14 protein-coding genes are annotated in these 16,674 nt (G+C 59.0%); 11 read left to right on the top strand and 3 right to left on the bottom strand.

The genetic code is table 11. From position 1 onward, the window contains the following. Positions 1–31: 31 nt before the first annotated feature. The 7 genes from KUF54_RS10435 to KUF54_RS10405 all read left to right on the top strand — a co-directional run bounded on the left by KUF54_RS10435 (position 32) and on the right by KUF54_RS10405 (position 7,417). Complete coding sequence (locus KUF54_RS10435) at positions 32–907, top strand: SDR family oxidoreductase (protein ID WP_219342755.1); 876 nt, start codon at positions 32–34, stop codon at positions 905–907. A 79-nt stretch (positions 908–986) separates the two neighbouring features. Continuing rightward, a complete protein-coding gene (locus KUF54_RS10430; protein ID WP_255576026.1) occupies positions 987–2,126 on the top strand; it encodes an acyl-CoA dehydrogenase family protein in 1,140 nt (379 codons plus the stop codon). Then, positions 2,123–3,301 carry an acyl-CoA dehydrogenase family protein gene (locus KUF54_RS10425; protein WP_219342752.1) on the top strand — a complete coding sequence of 393 codons (1,179 nt, stop codon included), beginning with the start codon at positions 2,123–2,125 and terminating at the stop codon, positions 3,299–3,301. Before KUF54_RS10430 ends, KUF54_RS10425 begins: the two co-directional genes overlap by 4 nt. A 217-nt stretch (positions 3,302–3,518) precedes the next feature. Then, positions 3,519–4,304, top strand: coding sequence for an SDR family oxidoreductase (locus tag KUF54_RS10420; RefSeq protein WP_219342748.1), 786 nt, complete (start codon positions 3,519–3,521; stop codon positions 4,302–4,304). Between the two features lie 3 nt (positions 4,305–4,307). Continuing rightward, on the top strand, positions 4,308–4,793 hold the full coding sequence (locus tag KUF54_RS10415) for a MaoC family dehydratase (protein WP_219342745.1): 486 nt from the start codon (positions 4,308–4,310) through the stop codon (positions 4,791–4,793). A 136-nt stretch (positions 4,794–4,929) separates the two neighbouring features. Beyond that, complete coding sequence (locus tag KUF54_RS10410; protein WP_219342743.1) at positions 4,930–6,132, top strand: acetyl-CoA C-acyltransferase; 1,203 nt, start codon at positions 4,930–4,932, stop codon at positions 6,130–6,132. Between the two features lie 37 nt (positions 6,133–6,169). Further along, complete coding sequence (locus KUF54_RS10405) at positions 6,170–7,417, top strand: helix-turn-helix transcriptional regulator (protein ID WP_219342742.1); 1,248 nt, start codon at positions 6,170–6,172, stop codon at positions 7,415–7,417. 74 nt (positions 7,418–7,491) lie between these two features. On the opposite strand, the gene KUF54_RS10400 is transcribed toward KUF54_RS10405, so the two are convergent. The 3 genes from KUF54_RS10400 to KUF54_RS10390 all read right to left on the bottom strand — a co-directional run bounded on the left by KUF54_RS10400 (position 7,492) and on the right by KUF54_RS10390 (position 9,663). Next, a complete protein-coding gene (locus KUF54_RS10400; RefSeq protein ID WP_219342740.1) occupies positions 7,492–7,803 on the bottom strand; it encodes a hypothetical protein in 312 nt (103 codons plus the stop codon). 424 nt (positions 7,804–8,227) lie between these two features. After that, positions 8,228–9,361 (bottom strand): CaiB/BaiF CoA-transferase family protein, encoded by a 1,134-nt coding sequence (locus tag KUF54_RS10395; RefSeq protein ID WP_219346360.1) that lies wholly within the window; start codon positions 9,359–9,361, stop codon positions 8,228–8,230. A 41-nt stretch (positions 9,362–9,402) separates the two neighbouring features. Further along, on the bottom strand, positions 9,403–9,663 hold the full coding sequence (locus KUF54_RS10390; RefSeq protein ID WP_219342737.1) for a hypothetical protein: 261 nt from the start codon (positions 9,661–9,663) through the stop codon (positions 9,403–9,405). A gap of 146 nt (positions 9,664–9,809) precedes the next feature. Between KUF54_RS10390 and KUF54_RS10385 the strand changes: the two genes are divergently transcribed. The 4 genes from KUF54_RS10385 to KUF54_RS10370 all read left to right on the top strand — a co-directional run bounded on the left by KUF54_RS10385 (position 9,810) and on the right by KUF54_RS10370 (position 16,661). Then, positions 9,810–11,015: an acetyl-CoA C-acetyltransferase gene (locus KUF54_RS10385; protein WP_219342735.1), complete on the top strand. Its 1,206-nt coding sequence runs from the start codon at positions 9,810–9,812 to the stop codon at positions 11,013–11,015. 17 nt (positions 11,016–11,032) lie between these two features. Next, on the top strand, positions 11,033–13,207 hold the full coding sequence (locus tag KUF54_RS10380; protein ID WP_219342733.1) for a 3-hydroxyacyl-CoA dehydrogenase NAD-binding domain-containing protein: 2,175 nt from the start codon (positions 11,033–11,035) through the stop codon (positions 13,205–13,207). A 74-nt stretch (positions 13,208–13,281) separates the two neighbouring features. Beyond that, on the top strand, positions 13,282–15,009 hold the full coding sequence (locus KUF54_RS10375) for a GMC family oxidoreductase (protein ID WP_219342731.1): 1,728 nt from the start codon (positions 13,282–13,284) through the stop codon (positions 15,007–15,009). After that, positions 15,006–16,661: a GMC family oxidoreductase gene (locus tag KUF54_RS10370; RefSeq protein WP_219342729.1), complete on the top strand. Its 1,656-nt coding sequence runs from the start codon at positions 15,006–15,008 to the stop codon at positions 16,659–16,661. Before KUF54_RS10375 ends, KUF54_RS10370 begins: the two co-directional genes overlap by 4 nt. Positions 16,662–16,674: the final 13 nt, after the last annotated feature.

Genomic DNA, 16,674 nt, shown 5'->3' with positions numbered 1-16,674 from the left:
CAGTCTGCATAGCAAGCAAAAGGGGAAAGAAATGGGTATTTGCAACCAGAGAACCGTCGTCATCACCGGTGCAGGCGGTGGCTTGGGCCGCGCTTATGCGCTGGCCTTCGCGCAAGAAGGTGCAAATGTGGTGATCAACGACATTCGCGCCGAAGCAGCTCAGGCTGTGGCCGATGAAGTCAAGGCCGCAGGCGGCCAGGCCATTGCCAACACCGGTGACATCACCACCGTGGCTGGCGTGCAGTCGATTCTGGATGCCACGCTGGCAGCCTTTGGCGATGTGAACGTCATCGTCAACAACGCCGGTGTGCTGCGTGACCGCATGTTCTTGTCCCTGTCCGAAGAAGACTGGGACATGGTGATGCGCGTGCACCTGCGTGGCCACTTCTGCATGGCCAAGGTGTTTGGCGGCTACTGGCGTGACCAGAAGAAGGCTGGCAAGGATGTGGATGCCCGCATCATCAACACCAGCTCCGGCGCGGGCCTGCAAGGCTCCATCGGCCAGAGCAACTACGCCGCTGCCAAGGCCGGTATCGCTGGCCTGACACTGGTGCAAGCGGCCGAGCTGGCCCGCTACGGCATCACCGTCAACTGCCTGGCACCGGCAGCGCGCACTTCCATGACTGAAGGCGCCATGCCCGATATGGTCAAGAAGCCTGAGTCTGGCTTTGACGTGTGGGACCCCATGAACGTGGCCTCCATCGTCGTGTGGCTGGGCAGCAACCTGTCCAAGCATGTGACGGGCCGTTGCTTTGAATCCAAGGGCGGCGAGCTGTCTGTGGCGGATGGCTGGTTCACCGGCACCATTAACGACAAGCAAGGTCGTTGGGAACCTTCCGAGCTGACTGCTGTGGTTGATCAGTTGATTGCGCAAGGTAAGGCCCCGCAAAAGGTCTACGGAACCTGATTGCAGGACCGGTAAGAGAGCAGCCGGGTCACGGTGCCCGGCTCTGGTTATTCAATAAAAACGCAGGACGCGAGCCATCATGGATTTAAGTCTGAACGAAGAACAAAAAATGATCGCCGAAAGCGCGGCGGTGTTTTTGCAGGAAAAAAGCACCACGGCGCAGGTGCGCAAAGTCTCTGAAACAGAAGGCGGCTTAGACCGCGCTCTGTGGCAAGAGGTGGTGGACATGGGGTGGTGCAGCGTAGCGCTGCCCGAAGCCGCAGGCGGCATGGGCCTTGGCTGGCGCGAGCTGGTGCTGCTGCAAGAGCAGATGGGCTACCACCTGGCCTGCGTGCCGTTTTTTGATGCGGTCATTGCCGTGACTCCGCTGTGGAAGGCACTGAGCCAGACTGAGCAAGGCTTGCCAGTTGTGGAGCGTCTGGCCGCATCGGGCCAGATCTGCGTGCTGGGCATGACGGTGCGTGGCGAGCTGCCTGCTGGCGCGACAGTGAAGGTTGAAGGTGACCAACTGCTGCTCAACGGTCAGTGGAGCCAAGTCGGCTCGGGCTCGCACGCTGATGTGTTTTTGTTGCCCGCCACGCTGCCCTGCGGATCGCTGGGCTTGCTGGAAGTGTCCGCCAAGGCCCAAGGCCTGAGCGTGCAGGCACTGACAACGGTGGATGCCACACGCAGCAGCGCCAATGTGAGCGCAGTGAATGTGAGCCTGACTGGCGCTGCCGTGCTGATGCATGGCGATGCGCTCAAAAAGCTGTGGGTGCAGACCCGCAATCTGGCAGCTATCGGTTTGGCTGCTGAGCAGGTCGGCGTGGCTGACCGCGCGCTGAATCTGGCTGTGGACTACACCAAAGAGCGCCAGCAGTTTGGCAAGGCCGTGAGCAGCTTTCAGGGCGTCAAGCACCGCGCAGCGCAGATTCTGGTGAAGGTGGAGACAGCGCGCTCTGCAGTCTATGCTGCAGCTTTCATAGCTGATACCGCTGGTGATGCAACGGATCTGACCTATTTTGCAGCGCAAGCCCGCACAGATGCTGCAGAAGCCGCTCTCTTTTCTACGCGTGAAAGCATTCAGCTGCATGGCGGTGTGGGATTTACCTGGGAGTTTGATCCCCATCTGTTCTTCCGCCGTGCGCAGGCTGCCAGCCAGCGTCTGGGGACCGTGGAGCAGTGGCGCGAGCAAGTAGCAGCGCGTTTGTTGGACGAGAGCGTGACGGAGGCAGCATGAACATGCAGGAATCAGAAATCAATGAAGCCTTTCGCGCTGAAGTGCGTGAATGGATGGCCCAGCACCTGACGGGCAAGTTCGCACCTCTCAAGCACGCCAGTGGTCTGGGTGCCGAGGGCTATGACGCACAGCTTGCCAAGGAGTGGGAGCAGGAGCTGGCCAAGGGCGGCTGGACGGGGCTGGGCTGGGACGTGCATTACGGCGGTCGCAATGCACCGTTGTCGCAGCAAGTCATCTTTCACGAAGAATATGTGCGCAGTGGCGGCCCCGGCCGTATCGGTCACATTGGCGAGACACTGCTGGCCCCCACGCTGATGGCGTTTGGCACGGCAGAGCAAAAGGCGCGTTTTTTGCCCGGCATTTTGGCGGGCACCGACTACTGGGCTCAGGGCTACTCCGAGCCCGGCGCGGGTTCAGACTTGGCGGCCATTCGCACCAAGGCCAACCGCGATCCGGCCACGGGCGAGTGGGTGATTCATGGCCAAAAGGTCTGGACATCGTGGGCACACGAGTCTGAATGGGTCTTTGTGCTGGCCCGCACCGAAGAAGCCAGCGTGCCTGTGGCCAGCGCCCGCCATGCCGGCATGGTGCTGCTGCTGGTGCCTATCAAGCAAGCGGGTGTGGAAGTGCGGCCGATTCGCCAGATCACCGGCACATCCGAGTTCAACGAAGTCTTCTTCGACGGTGCCCGCACCGATGGCGCTTTGCATCTGGGCCCCGTGGGCGATGGCTGGAAGGTGGCCATGTACTTGCTGGGCTGCGAGCGCGGAGCATCCACGCTGGGCCAGCAGGCGCATTTCCGCTATGAGCTGGATTTGATTATTGATCTGGCCAAGCGCAATGGCACGGCCCGCGATCCGCTGATTCGCCAGCGCATTGCCAAGGCAGATATGGGTCTGCAGACTCTGCGCGCCCATGCTCTGCGCTCGAGCAGTGAGGACACACCCTTCCGCGTGGCCTCGGTCTCCAAGTACGCATGGTCCAACTGGCACCGCGATCTGGGTGAGCTGGCCATGGATGTGCTGGGCGAGCAAGGTGAGCTGGAACTCAAGGAGCCAACCCTTGCTGCATTGCAGCAGCTGTGGCTGGTCAGCCGCGCGGACACGATCTACGCCGGCACCAATGAGATTCAGATGAACCTCATGGCTGAGCGCGCCCTAGGCATGCCCCGCTGATTTTTGTGGGCCGCGCTGCCGCCTTTCGGAGTAGGTAGATACGCTGATAGGTGATCTTGAAAATGCTGCGAACCTCGGGTTAACCAGAGAGTTTTTGCAGCTTTTCTACCTCTGAAATGTCCGTAGGACGACACTAGGGAATAGCCTATCGTCCAAAGTGACGATGTTGCAGTGCAGCGTGAGCCTGAAGATGAACTTAACTTCCCTTAGATGACACATGAATAGCGCTCCTTCTTACGTTGCTCCCCACGACTTGCTCAAGGGCAAGACTGTGCTCGTTACCGCTGCTGCCGGTGCTGGTATCGGTTTTTCTGCTGCAAAACGTGCAGCAGAGGAAGGCTGCAAAGCCTTGGTGATTTCTGACGTTCACGAGCGTCGCTTGGCTGAGGCGGTGGAGCAGATCAAGAAAGATACGGGCTTGACTCAGGTCTTCGGCAAGCTCTGCGACGTGAGCAAGGAAGAGCAGGTGCAGGCACTGATCTCCGAAGCCGATAGCCTCATGGGCGGCATCGACGTGCTGATCAATAACGCAGGCATGGGCACCAGTTGCAAGGTTGTCGACATGAGCGACGACGAGTGGGCCAAGGTCATCGACATCACGCTGACCGGCACATTCCGCATGACACGCGCAGCGCTCAAGGTGATGCAGCCACGCGGCAAGGGCGTGATCGTGAACAACGCATCGGTGCTGGGCTGGCGAGCTCAGACCGAGCAGGCGCATTACGCAGCGGCCAAGGCCGGTGTGATGGCGTTCACTCGCTGCTCGGCGCTGGAAGCGGCAGAGTTTGGTATCCGCATCAACGCGGTGGCTCCTTCCATTGCCATCCACGCTTTCCTCAAGAAATCGGCTTCTGAAGAGCTGCTGGCCAAGCTGTCTGAAAAAGAAGCTTTTGGCCGAGGTGCCGAGCCTTGGGAAGTGGCAAACGTCATGATTTTCTTGGCCAGCGACTACTCCTCGTACATGACGGGCGAAGTGGTGTCCGTCAGCTCGCAAAGGGCTTGATCTATGAACGCTGTTGCTGAAAAAGTGGTGTTTGGCTCTGCTGCTGCGGTGCTCGATTCGGTCGGCCGCCAGTTGGGCGAGACCGAGTGGGTGCAGATCACGCAAGAGCGTATCAACCAGTTTGCCGATGCCACGGGTGACCACCAGTGGATTCACGTAGACCCCGAGCAGGCCAAGAGCGGCCCGTTTGGTGCCTGCGTGGCGCACGGCTACCTGACGCTGTCTTTGGCCAACTTGTTTTTGCCCCAACTCGTGGTTTATGAAAACCTGAAGATGGGCGTGAACTATGGCTGCGAGAAGGTGCGCTTCCCGTCTCCCGTGCTGGTGGACTCTTGGGTGCGCGGTAGTGGTGAAGTCGTCGGTGCAAACCCTAGTGGTGAAGATGGCGTTCAAGTGACCGTGCGCATAACAGTGCAAGTTAAAGGTCAGGACAAACCCGGCTGCGTGGTCGAAACGATCAGCAGACTGTTTTTTATCCGGGAAAATTGAGTGAATGCAAACAGCTGTCCCGGCAGCGTTTGCATTTTTTGTAAAGAGGGATGAGCCGCCGACAGAGTGGCCGACCTCGATCAGGGCAGCGCAAGCTGCTCAGGGCGCGACGAACAGTTAGTTAGGAGACAGAGATATGAAAGACGCAGTCATCGTTTCGACGGCACGTACCCCCATTGGCAAGGCTTACCGCGGTGCATTCAATGACACCGAGGCTCCGGTGCTGGGTGGTCACGTCATTCGTGCGGCACTGAACAAGGTAGGTGTGGCCGGTGAGGATGTAGGTGATGTCATTTTGGGTATCGCTGCCCAGCAAGGCACACAGGGCTACAACCTGGGGCGTCTGTGCGGCTACACCGCGGGTCTGCCAGAGTCCGTGGGCGGCATGGTCATTGACCGCATGTGCGCATCGGGCCTGATGAGCATTGCCACGGCCTCCAAGAGCATCATGACCGGCGAGCTGGACATTGCCGTGGCTGGTGGCCTGGAGTCCATCTCTTTGGTGCAAAACAAGTACAAAAATTCGCACCGTGCACAGTCCAAGGCCGTGCTGGCTGCAGATCCCACTGCCTACATTCAGATGATTGAAACGGCTGAGCTGGTCAGCCAGCGCTACGGCATCAGCCGCGAAGTGCAGGATGAATACTCGCTGCGCAGCCAGCAGCGCGTGGCCGCCGCTCAGGCCAAGGGCCTGTTCGACGACGAAATCGTGCCTTTGACCACCGTCAAGCAGCTGTTTGATAAAGAAGGCAACGTCACCGGCACTGAAGAAGTGACGCTGACCCGTGACGAAGGCAACCGCGCTGACACCACGCTGGAAAGCCTGGCCAAACTCAAGCCTGTGTGGAAAAACGGCCAGTGGGTACCAGAAGGTCAGTTCATCACAGCTGGCAATGCATCGCAGCTGTCTGATGGTGCTAGTGCCTGTGTGGTGATGAGCGCTGATGAAGCCCGCGCCCGTGGTTTGGCTCCTCTGGGTACTTACCGCGGCGTGGCCGTGGCAGGCTGCCGTACCGATGAAATGGGTATCGGTCCTGTGCACGCTATCCCTAAGCTGCTTAAGCAGCATGGCCTCACGGTGGGTGATATTGGTCTGTGGGAAATCAACGAAGCATTTGCCTGCCAAGTGATCTACAGCCGCGATCAGCTGGGTATTCCAGATGACCGCCTGAATGTCAACGGCGGCGCAATCTCTATCGGTCACCCCTTTGGTATGTCGGGCGCGCGTTTGGTAGGCCACGCCCTGCTGGAAGGTCGTCGCCGTGGTGTTCGTTTTGTTGTAGTGAGCATGTGTATTGGCGGCGGCATGGGTGCTGCTGGTTTGTTTGAGCTGAATTGAACTGCCCTGAAAACAATCTTCAATTAAGGAGATGAGAATGATGGACAGTGCTTTCGCCAAGATGAGTTTCTCCGCTTACTCGCCAAGCTCTATGGCTTGCGTGATGAAGGATGTGCCTATCTTCGATAAACCGGCTCCTGTGCGAGTGGCTGCTGAAGCTCCGCTGGTAACGACTGAGCAATTCAGCGCACTGATTAGCCTGCTATACGAGGCTGCAATGGATCCTGAAGGCTGGAAGGCTTTTCTGGAAACCTTGCGCCTGCTGTTAGGCGGCAATTACGCGTCTTTGATTGTGCGTCCAGGATCTGCGGACGATGTTGGGCTGATTGTTTCTGTGGCGGGTGACCGCCGCGATCTGGTTCCCAACAGTCCCAAGATCAGCATGAGCCCGTTTCGCAACATGCCTACCGATCGCATTGTGACGGTCGGTGATGTGATGCCCGAGTCAGAGTGGCGTGCCTCGTCGTACTACAACGACTGGTGCAAGCAGATGCAGGTCTTTCACGTGATGGCCGCAGACATCGTGACCAAGGACAGTTGTGTCTACGGTTTGCGTATTACGCGTCCTGAAGGATCTCCCGCTTTCACCAAGCAAGAGCGCGCCTTTGGCACCATGCTGCTGCCGCACATCAAGCGTGCGCTGAATCTGCACTTGTCGGTCAATCAAGATCGTCAAGTCATCTCGCTGTACAGCAAGGCCACGGCTCAGCTAATGGTGGGCGTGGTCATTCTCGACCAAAACGGTTTGGTGCTGGAGTGCAATCCTGCAGCAGCGAGCATTCTGGACATGCAGGACGGCCTGAAGATCACCGGCGGCGTGCTGGAAGCCAATTACGCCAACGACAACCGCAAGATGCAGCGCCTCATCAAAGATGCGCTCATGCATACCCAAGTCTCGCGTTTGTCGATGACGGAAGGCATGTCGGTCAGCCGCCAGTCCGGTCAGCTCAATTGGGGTGTGGTGGTGCAGAGCATCTCGCCCGATGAATGGACAGAAGGCAAGCAGCGCCCCAGCGTTGCCGTCTTTGTGCGTGACACCGGCGGCAAGGCTGATCCACCTTTGAAGCTCGCTCAGCAGTTGTTTCAGCTGACACCGGCTGAGACTTCGCTGGCGATTCAATTGGCCAATGGCCTGTCGCTGGAAGAAGCGGCAGAAGCACTGAACATTCGCCGCAACACGGCTCGTGCTCATCTGCGCTCTATCTTTTCCAAGACGGGCGTGCGTCGCCAGACAGAACTGGTGCGCATCTTCCTCAACAGCGTTGCTTGGCTGGGAAATAAGTAAAACGCTTTTAGAAGTGAATTTTCAGAAACGGGCCTAGGCCCGTTTTTTGATGGCTAGATTCATGGCTAGATTTTCTAAATTTCCTGCGCCCGGTTGCTCTTGCGCTGAGGTTTATTTAGTCTTTTGTGTCGCTTGTATGAGCCTGTGGCGCTGCAGGCTTCAAGAGCTTCACCCAGTAACTCAAGCTGCTTGGGGCCGCTGACATGAATGGCGCAGTGGCCATCAGGCTCATTCATGAAAAAATTGACGCGAAGATAGTCATATTTGGATGCTACGTCGGCATAGAGCCCCAGCTGCGCCGCATACTTTTGCATGTCTTGTGCCCATTGCTTGAGTTGCAGCAAGTCAGCCTTTGGCAGCTTCCCTTGGCGGCCGCGAATCAGCATGGTGCTAAGGGATGCCGGTAAATCCGGCAGCCGATTCAGAACAACGTTTCCACAAACATTTTTGACCCTGTCTCTGTTGCTGATCTTGCGTCCCATCACATCTCCTGAGCTGTGTTGACCGTCGCTGAACTGCCAAGAATACCCCGGCTTGAGGGCTAGTTTTTGATGAGCGTGAGCTTAGGTTTCAGCAAGCCGGTTTTCCATTGAAATGCTTGCAGCCTGTTGCAAGTTTGGCTGCATATAAAGTCAATCTAAGTGAGTGCTGGCTCATAGGCGTAGCCGCCGACAACACAAAAAACATAGCTGCCAGTGCTTGTTATTCATAGATTTCAGAAGGAAAGCATCCGAAACGCATTGAAATCATGCACAGGCAGCTTTTGTTTTGATAGCGGCTATCTCATCGAGTTATCTCTTCCCGTAGCTCTCAAGCGCAGGCCTTACTCTCCCGCAGCGCCGCAATATCTTCTGCGGCATAACCCATTGATGACAGTACCGCATCGGTGTCTTGACCAATTTTGGTGCCGGGCACCGGCTGGCGCGCAGGGGTGCGCGATAAGCGCGGGGCGGGTGCGGGTTGGCGCTGGGTTTTTCCGTCTACCGGTAAATCTATGAATAAATTGCGCTCGGCGTTATGCGGGTGGCTGGGCGCGCCGGCCAGAGTCAGCACGGGAGCAAAGCAGACGTCGCTGCCTTCCAGCTCCGCGCACCACTGCGCCTGCGTCTTGCTGCGCACGATGTCGGCCACGCGGGCTTTGACTTCTGGCCAGTCGGTGGTTTGGTACTGGCGCTTGGGGTCCACATCGCTCAGGCCCAGCTTTTGCAGTTGCAAGGCGTAGAACTGGGGCTCAATGGCACCCAAGGTGATGTGCTTACCGTCTGCGCATTCAAACACTTCATAGAAAGGTGAGGTGTTGAGGAAGTGGTTTTGCGCGGGGTCATCCTTCCAGTAGCCCATGGCGCTGCGCATCTGGTGCATGAGGCCACTCATGGCGGCGACGCCGTCGATCATGGCGGCATCCACAACTTGGCCTTTGCCGGATTTTTGGGCCTCAAACATGGCGCACTGAATGCCAAACAGCAAAAACATGGCGCCGCCCGCCATGTCGCCCACTATTGTGGGCGGCAGCACAGGGGCTTGGCCCGGGCGCATGGACGTGGACATGACACCCGTGAGCGCCACGTAGTTAATGTCATGCCCGGCCGCTTGCGCCAGCGGCCCGGTCTGGCCCCAGCCGGTGACGCGGCCAAAGACCAAGCTGGGGGCGCGTTTTGCGACTTCTTCGGGGCTGAAGCCCAGTCGCTCCATCACGCCGGGCCTGAAGCCTTCAATCAGTGCATCAGCCGATTCAATCAGCTTCCAAGCCGCTTCGCGGCCGGCTTCTGATTTGAGGTCGAGCGCGACGGACTTTTTGCCCCGGTTTTGCGCCATGCGCGGGTAGTGCGAGGCCATTGCAAAGTCGGCGCTGCGCTCGATGAGTATGACCTCGGCGCCCATGTCGGCCAGCATCATCCCGGCGAAAGGGGCGGGCCCTATGGCGGCAAATTCAATGACGCGCATTCCGGCCAGCGGGCCTGGCGAATGAGCGGCGGTCTCCGGGTTCATAGTTGATTCCTTTTTTGCTTGTAGTTTTCTATCTTGCTGAGACTGGCTGGTTTGAACCCGTCCGTTTGAGCTAGGGCGTGCCGGCAGGCGAGCGTCAACGCGGTACGCCTTACAAGGAAAAGAGGCCAGAGACCTGTTTTGACGGCAAGGGTTTTCATATGCGCAGAGATGGAAAAAATCTTGCCGCTCAGATGTCTGACCACGGCGCGCAGCGAATCATTGGTAAGAAGTGAGACTTTTTGCTTTTGATAGCGCATAGCGTAGCTGCTGAGCGGACTACCGGCTGTTTTGGGTTGATCTACTCATAGTCTGGCCCTAGTCTGAATCAAGTAGGTTTGCCCGCAAGGCGTATGGCAACCTGAATAAGGATTCAGACAACAACTCGGTGATGTGAGGAAAGCAGATGGATGCTTTGATCTTTGACCATGTCCGCACCCCTCGGGGCAAGGGCAAGCCTGACGGTGCTTTGCACGAGGTGACTCCGGTCTGGCTGGCAGCGCAGCCACTGCTGGCTTTGCGAGAGCGCAATCAGCTCGAGACCTCGTTGGTGGACGATGTGCTCATGGGCTGTGTGGTGCCGGTGGGCGAGCAGGGCGGCAACATTGCCCGTATGGCGGTGCTGCAGGCCGACTACGCCCAGACCGTGGCTGGCGTGCAGCTCAACCGCTATTGCGGATCGGGCCTGGAGGCAGTGAGCTTTGCCGCCGCCAAAGTGATGGCCGGTCAAGCCGATATGACCATTGGCGCGGGTGTGGAGATGATGTCCCGCGTGCCCATGGGCTCTGACGGCGGCGCCTGGGCGCAAGACCCGCAGGTCGCCAACAAGACCTATTTTGTGATGCAGGGCATCTCTGCCGATTTGCTGGCATCGCTGCGCGGCCACAGTCGCCGTGATCTGGATGCTTACTCGGCAGAAAGCCACCGCCGCGCGGCGCAGGCATGGGCGCAGGGGCGCTTTGACAAGTCTGTCGTTCCCGTCAAAGACTTTCTGGGCATGACGCTGCTGGAGCGCGATGAAACCATTCGCCCTGAAACCTCGGTCGAGTCGCTGAGCGCGCTCAAGCCGGCGTTCACCGAGATGGGCCAAAAATACGGCTACGACAGCGTGGCGCTGCAGCGCTATCCGCAGGTCGAACAGATTCAGCACCATCACCATGCAGGCAACAGCTCTGGCATTGTTGATGGCGCGGCTGCGGTGCTGATTGGTACGGCCGAAGCAGGGGCCAGGCAAGGCATGAAACCCCGCGCCCGCATTCGCGCTTTTGCCAGCATTGGCTCTGAGCCGACTTTGATGCTTGATGGCCCCAGCCACGCAGCCCGCAAGGCGCTGGCGCGTGCGCAGATGCAGCCATCGGATATTGATCTGTGGGAGCTCAATGAAGCGTTTGCCACCGTGGTGTTGACCATGATGGAAGAGCTAAATATTCCCCATGACCGCATGAACGTCAACGGCGGCGCGATTGCCATGGGTCACCCACTAGGGGCTACGGGTGCCATGATTTTAGGCACGGTGCTCGATGAGCTGGAGCGGACCGGAAAGCGCACGGCGCTGATCAGCCTGTGCGTGGCTGCGGGCATGGGCTCGGCAATGATTATCGAACGCGTGTGAGAGAGGCAAAAGTCATCATGACAACAGACATCATTCGCTATGCCGTCGATGCCGATGGCATTGCAACGCTCACGCTGGACTACCCCGGCAAGACCATGAACGTGATCGATCAGGCTTTCATGGACAGCATGGAGGACTGCATCGCCCGAATCAAGAGCGACGACAAGGTGCGCGGCGGCATCATTACATCGGGCAAGGATAGCTTTGTGGCCGGTGCGGACTTGCTGACCATGGAAGCCAATATGGATGCCATGGCCGAGTTGCCTGTCGAGGAGTTATTCGCATCCTGCGCATCGCTGTCCAAGCTGCTGCGCAAGCTTGAAACCTTGGGCAAGCCGATGGTGGCTGCCATCAATGGCATGGCACTGGGCGGCGGCTATGAGATTTGCATGTCCTGTCATTACCGGATTGCTGCAGATGCGCCGACTGTGATGGTGGGGCTGCCCGAAGCGCAAGTAGGTCTATTGCCCGCAGCTGGCGGCACGCAGCGCCTCCCGCGCATGATCGGCATTCTGGCGGCCATGCCACTGCTGATGGAAGGCAAGCAACTGCAGGCTGCCAAGGCCAAAGAGCTGGGTCTGGTCAATGAAGTGGTACCCGCTGAGCAACTGCTGCTGGCGGCACGCGACTGGCTGCTGGCCAATCCTGTGGCCGTGCAGCCTTGGGATGTGAAAGGTTTTCGCATTCCCGGCGGCGGCCCGCTGGATCCGCGCGTGGCACCTGCCTTTGTGGTGGGCAACACTATGCTGCAAGCTAAGACTTATCACAACATGCCTGCGCCGCTGGCTATTCAAAGCTGTCTTTACGAAGGCTGCCAGTTGCCCATAGACAAGGGCCTGCGCATTGAGAGTAAGTACATGGCCCAGCTGTCGCGCAGCCCGGTAGCGCGCGGCATGATTCGCACGCTGTTTGTTAATAAGACCAAGGCTGAAAAAGGCATGCACCGGCCCGCAGGTTTTGAGCCATTCAAATGCCGCAAGCTGGGCATGATTGGCGCGGGAATGATGGGCGCGGGCATTGCACTGGTAGCGGCACAGCGGGGCATTGATGTGGTGCTGATAGACCGCGAGCAGACGGCTGCCGACAAGGGCAAACAGTACGCTGAAAAAGCGCTGGCCAAGTTGGTGGACAAGGGCCGCCAGAGCCGCGAAAAAGCCGACGCCATTTTGGCGCGCATCACCCCCAGCACCGACTACGAATTGCTGCGCGATGCCGACATGGTGGTTGAAGCCGTGTTTGAAGACCGCGCCATTAAAGCCGAGGTCACGAAGAAACTGGATGCTGTGCTGCCCGCGACTTGCGTGCTGGCAAGCAACACCTCGGCCCTGCCCATCAGCTTGCTGGCGCAGGCCAGCGAGCGCCCTGATCGCTTTATCGGCCTGCATTTTTTCTCGCCCGCCGACAAGATGCCGCTGGTTGAAGTCATTCGCGGCAAGCAGACCTCTGACGCCACGCTGGCGCAGGCGCTGGACTTTGTGGCCCAGCTCAAAAAGACGCCCATCGTCGTCAACGACAAGCGCGGTTTTTTTACCAGCCGCTTTATTGGCGCCTTTGTGGATGACTCCATTGGCATGGTGGCCGAGGGCATTGCCCCCGCGCTGATCGAGAACTGTGCCAAACATGCGGGCATGCCCGTGGGGCCGCTGGGCATTACGGATGAGCTGTCGATCGATCTGGCCAAGCATGCGGGCGAGTCGCAGGCCAAGGAGTTCCCTGAGCAATACCAGCAGGGCCGCTCGGTTCCCATCATCAACCAACTGTTTGAGCTGGGGCGTCTGGGGCGCAAGGTGGGCAAAGGCTTTTATGACTATGACGAAAACGGCGGCAAGCGCATCTGGCCGGGTCTTGTAGAGCATTACCCGCTGAAAAGCCAGCAGCCAAGCGCGCATGACCTCAAGCAGCGCATTCTGTATGTGCAAGCCGTTGAGGGCGCGCGCGCCATGGAAGAGGGTGTGCTGCTGGCCCCGGCCGATGGAGATATTGGCTCGATTCTGGGTGTGGGTTTTCCGGCCTATACCGGCGGCCCATTCTGCTTTATCGATGGAATAGGTCTGCCCCAGTTTGTCGCGGAAGCCGACCGCCTGGCCGACCTGTTTGGCGAGCAACTGCGCCCTCCGCAGCTGCTGCGCGAGATGGCCGCCAAGGGCCTGACTTTCTACGGCAAGACGGCCAGAGCTTTTTTGAATGTTTGAAGGGTGGGCTGTGGCTCGCCCTTTTTCAGTCTGCGGGTCAATGCATTTAATAACTAAATCAATGGAGACAAGCCGTGGAAGAAAATTTTGACTACATCGTCATAGGCGCAGGCTCGGCGGGCGGAACACTGGCTGCGCGCTTGAGCGAATGCGGCAAGTACAAGGTCTTGCTGCTGGAAGGCGGGGCAAGCCACAAGGATCTTCTGGTCAACATGCCTTCAGGATGGGGTCAGATGATCAACAGCCCCAAGTACTCCTGGGGCCATGAAACGGAGCCTGAGCAATATGCAGCAGGCCGCCGCATCAGTTTGCCACGTGGCAAGCGTCTGGGCGGTTCATCGTCGATCAACGGCATGATTTATGTGCGCGGTGACAAGGCTGATTTCGACAGCTGGGCGGCATCAGGCGCCAAGGGCTGGAGCTATGCCGAATTGCAGCCGTATTTTGCCCGCACGGAAGACCAGCAAAGCGATGAGCAGGCCTTTGCCCAGCCCATGCATGGTCGGGGTGGGCCGCTGACAGCTAGCAATCTGCACCAACCGCACCCGGTATCTTTGGCCATGGTGAATGCCGCCATTCAGGCTGGCATGCCAGCCTGCAAGGACTTCAACAATGGCCACCCTGATGGTGCAGGCCTGTTTCAGGTCAACCTCAAGAAGGGTCAGCGCTCGTCGGTGGCCAAGAATGCCATTGAGCCTGCGATGCAGCGCAAGAATCTGGACGTGCGCATGCAGGTGCTGGTCACGCGTATCGGGCTGGAAGGCCAGCGTGCTACCACGGTGCACTGGAAAGACAAGGCCGGCGGCAGCCACAGTGCCAGAGCGCGACAGGAAATTGTGCTGTGCGCGGGCGCGCTGCAGTCGCCGCAACTGCTCATGCTCTCGGGTATTGGCCCGGCTGCACACTTGCGCGAGATGGGCATTGAGGTCAAGGTCGATCTGCCTGGCGTGGGCGCCAATTTGCAGGACCACGCAATCGTGCCCATGTCCTGGCGCATGAAGGCCGATACGCCCAGTCTGAACAAATCGCTGCGTGGCATGGGCATTGGGACTTCGCTGCTTAAATACCTGCTGACCAAGCAGGGTGCGATGGCCATGCCTGCATCCGAATTTGCGGCCTGGTTTAGCAGCGACCCAAGCCTACCCTACAACGATATCCAAATTCACGGCCTGCCCGTGACCGGCGATATCGAGGGCTATATGCAAAACGCCAAGAACTACCGCACCGAAGCCTTCCCCGGCATGACTATGGCGCCCTACCAGGTGCGCCCGTATTCGCGCGGCGAGCTTAAGCTCAAGAGCAACCAACCCGAGCAGTTGGGCAGCATTCGAATGAATTATCTGCAGGATGAACGCGACCGCAAAGCCCTGATTTACGGCGTGCGCATGTCCATGAAAATTGCCCAGCAACCCGCGCTGGCGATGCTGGTGGAGGCGCAGACCCGACCGGCACCGAAACTGCAAAGCGATGACGAGCTGCTGGACTGGATTTCCATGTACATGGGCTCGGGCCACCATGCCAGTGGCAGTTGCCGCATGGGCGACGCGTCGGATGCCATGACAGTGGTGACGCCGGATCTTAAGGTGCGTGGCGTGCAAGGCCTGCGTGTGGCAGATGCATCGGTCATGCCGCATCTGGTGTCCGGCAACACGAATGCGGCATCGGTGGTGATTGGTGACAAGGCGGCTGACATGGTTCTGGGTCTTGCACCCTTGCCCGCCTTTGCATCGGGCAGGCCTGTTGCATCGGCCATATCTGAAGCGCTGCAGTCGCCGCGTGTGGAGCAGGTTGCAGCCGTATGACAGGTACTGACTGCTATGACTATGTGATTGTGGGTGCAGGCTCAGCTGGCGGTACCTTGGCCGCCAGACTGACGGAGGACGGCCGGCACAGCGTATTGCTGCTGGAGGCTGGCGACAGTGCGCACCGTTCCATGTTCGTCACCATGCCTGCGGGCTGGGCGGCAACCACGTACAACCCGCGCTATTCTTGGATGCACGAGACCGAGCCTGAAATCTACGCGGGCGGGCGCCGGCTGATGATGCCGCGCGGCAAATTGGTGGGCGGCTCTTCGTCGATCAACGGCATGATTTACATCCGTGGTCATCGTCAGGATTACGACGACTGGGCCGCAGCGGGTGCCACGGGCTGGTCATGGAAGGAGATGCTGCCGTATTTTGTCGCGACCGAGGACCAGCAGCATCTGGGGGGAGAGCTGCATGGCAAGGGCGGCGTTCTGCCGGCCTACGATCTGCCACAGCCGCATCCCACCACGCTGGCGTTGATGGACGCTGCAGTGCAGTCAGGTCTGGCGCGTGTGAACGACTTCAACGACGGCAGGGCCGAAGGCGTGGGCCTGTTTCAGTTCAATATTCGCAATGGTCAGCGCTCCTCGGTGGCGCACAACGCCATTGAGCCTGCACTTTCACGCAAGAACTTTAGCTTGCAGCCGCGTTGCGCGGTGCAGCGCATCGTGTTCGAAGGGCTGCGCGCCATCGGTGTGGAGTATCGCGATCACAGCGGGGGTCTCCATCAGGTACGTGCCAACAAGGAGGTGCTGCTGTGCGCCGGCGCCATACAGTCGCCGCAGTTGCTCATGGTCTCAGGCATAGGGCCGGCATCGCATCTGCAGCAGATGGGCATACCGGTGCTCAGCCATGTGCCCGGGGTGGGCGAGAACCTCCAGGATCACTGCACTGCGCCCCTGTCGTGGAAGCTGCGCAGCGCCAGCCACAGCATGAACCAGTCGTTTGTCGGTATGCGCATGCTGAGCTCGCTGCTGCGCTATGGCTTGGCTCGCAAAGGGCCGCTGACCACGCCACCGGCTGAGTTCGGCATGTATCTGAAGACCGATCCAGCACTGCCTTATCAAGATGTGCAGGTCTTTGGCTTGCCCATGAGTGCGGACCCGGCCAGTCGCCAGCACTCCAGTCAAGCCATGAAGCCCGATGCCTTTGGTGGCATGACGATGGCACCCTACCAGGTGCGCCCGTATTCGCGCGGCAGCATTCGCCTCAAGTCGCCCAAGGTGGCCGATCACCCGGCGATCCAGATGAACTATCTGCACGATGAGCGTGATCGCCAGACCTTGATTCATGCGCTGCGCTTGCTGCGTGATATGTGCCAACAGCCCAGCCTGGCTGCACTGATTGAGGCGCAAGTGCAACCGGGCAAAGACGTGCAGACGGATGCGCAGTGGCTGGACTGGATTGCCCCGAATCTGGCCACGGGTTATCACCCTGTGGGCACGTGCCGCATGGGGGCAGAGGGCGACGAGATGGCGGTTTGCTCGCCTGACTTGAAGGTCAAGGGTGTGCAAGGTCTGCGAGTGATTGATGCATCCCTCATGCCCAATCTGGTATGTGGTAACACCAATGCAGCAGCGGTTGCGATAGGCGCCAAAGGGGCTGACTTGGTCATGGGCCGCAAAGCCCTGTCTGAGGTGACTGAGTAATGGCGTGTATGAG

Origin of the sequence: Comamonas sp. Y33R10-2, assembly GCF_019355935.1 — a bacterium.
Classification (GTDB): domain Bacteria; phylum Pseudomonadota; class Gammaproteobacteria; order Burkholderiales; family Burkholderiaceae_C; genus Comamonas.
This window is presented reverse-complemented; position numbering and strand designations above follow the sequence as displayed.

Excerpts from the sequence above, each read along its gene's own strand:
- KUF54_RS10435 (WP_219342755.1), top strand. The coding sequence starts at position 32 with ATGGGTATTTGCAACCAGAGAACCGTCGTCATCACCGGTGCAGGCGGT.
- KUF54_RS10390 (WP_219342737.1), bottom strand. The coding sequence starts at position 9,663 with ATGCGCTATCAAAAGCAAAAAGTCTCACTTCTTACCAATGATTCGCTG.
- KUF54_RS10400 (WP_219342740.1), bottom strand. The coding sequence starts at position 7,803 with ATGCTGATTCGCGGCCGCCAAGGGAAGCTGCCAAAGGCTGACTTGCTG.
- KUF54_RS10370 (WP_219342729.1), top strand. The coding sequence starts at position 15,006 with ATGACAGGTACTGACTGCTATGACTATGTGATTGTGGGTGCAGGCTCA.
- KUF54_RS10405 (WP_219342742.1), top strand. The coding sequence starts at position 6,170 with ATGATGGACAGTGCTTTCGCCAAGATGAGTTTCTCCGCTTACTCGCCA.
- KUF54_RS10420 (WP_219342748.1), top strand. The coding sequence starts at position 3,519 with ATGAATAGCGCTCCTTCTTACGTTGCTCCCCACGACTTGCTCAAGGGC.
- KUF54_RS10430 (WP_255576026.1), top strand. The coding sequence starts at position 987 with ATGGATTTAAGTCTGAACGAAGAACAAAAAATGATCGCCGAAAGCGCG.
- KUF54_RS10385 (WP_219342735.1), top strand. The coding sequence starts at position 9,810 with ATGGATGCTTTGATCTTTGACCATGTCCGCACCCCTCGGGGCAAGGGC.
- KUF54_RS10380 (WP_219342733.1), top strand. The coding sequence starts at position 11,033 with ATGACAACAGACATCATTCGCTATGCCGTCGATGCCGATGGCATTGCA.
- KUF54_RS10410 (WP_219342743.1), top strand. The coding sequence starts at position 4,930 with ATGAAAGACGCAGTCATCGTTTCGACGGCACGTACCCCCATTGGCAAG.
- KUF54_RS10415 (WP_219342745.1), top strand. The coding sequence starts at position 4,308 with ATGAACGCTGTTGCTGAAAAAGTGGTGTTTGGCTCTGCTGCTGCGGTG.
- KUF54_RS10395 (WP_219346360.1), bottom strand. The coding sequence starts at position 9,361 with ATGCGCGTCATTGAATTTGCCGCCATAGGGCCCGCCCCTTTCGCCGGG.
- KUF54_RS10425 (WP_219342752.1), top strand. The coding sequence starts at position 2,123 with ATGAACATGCAGGAATCAGAAATCAATGAAGCCTTTCGCGCTGAAGTG.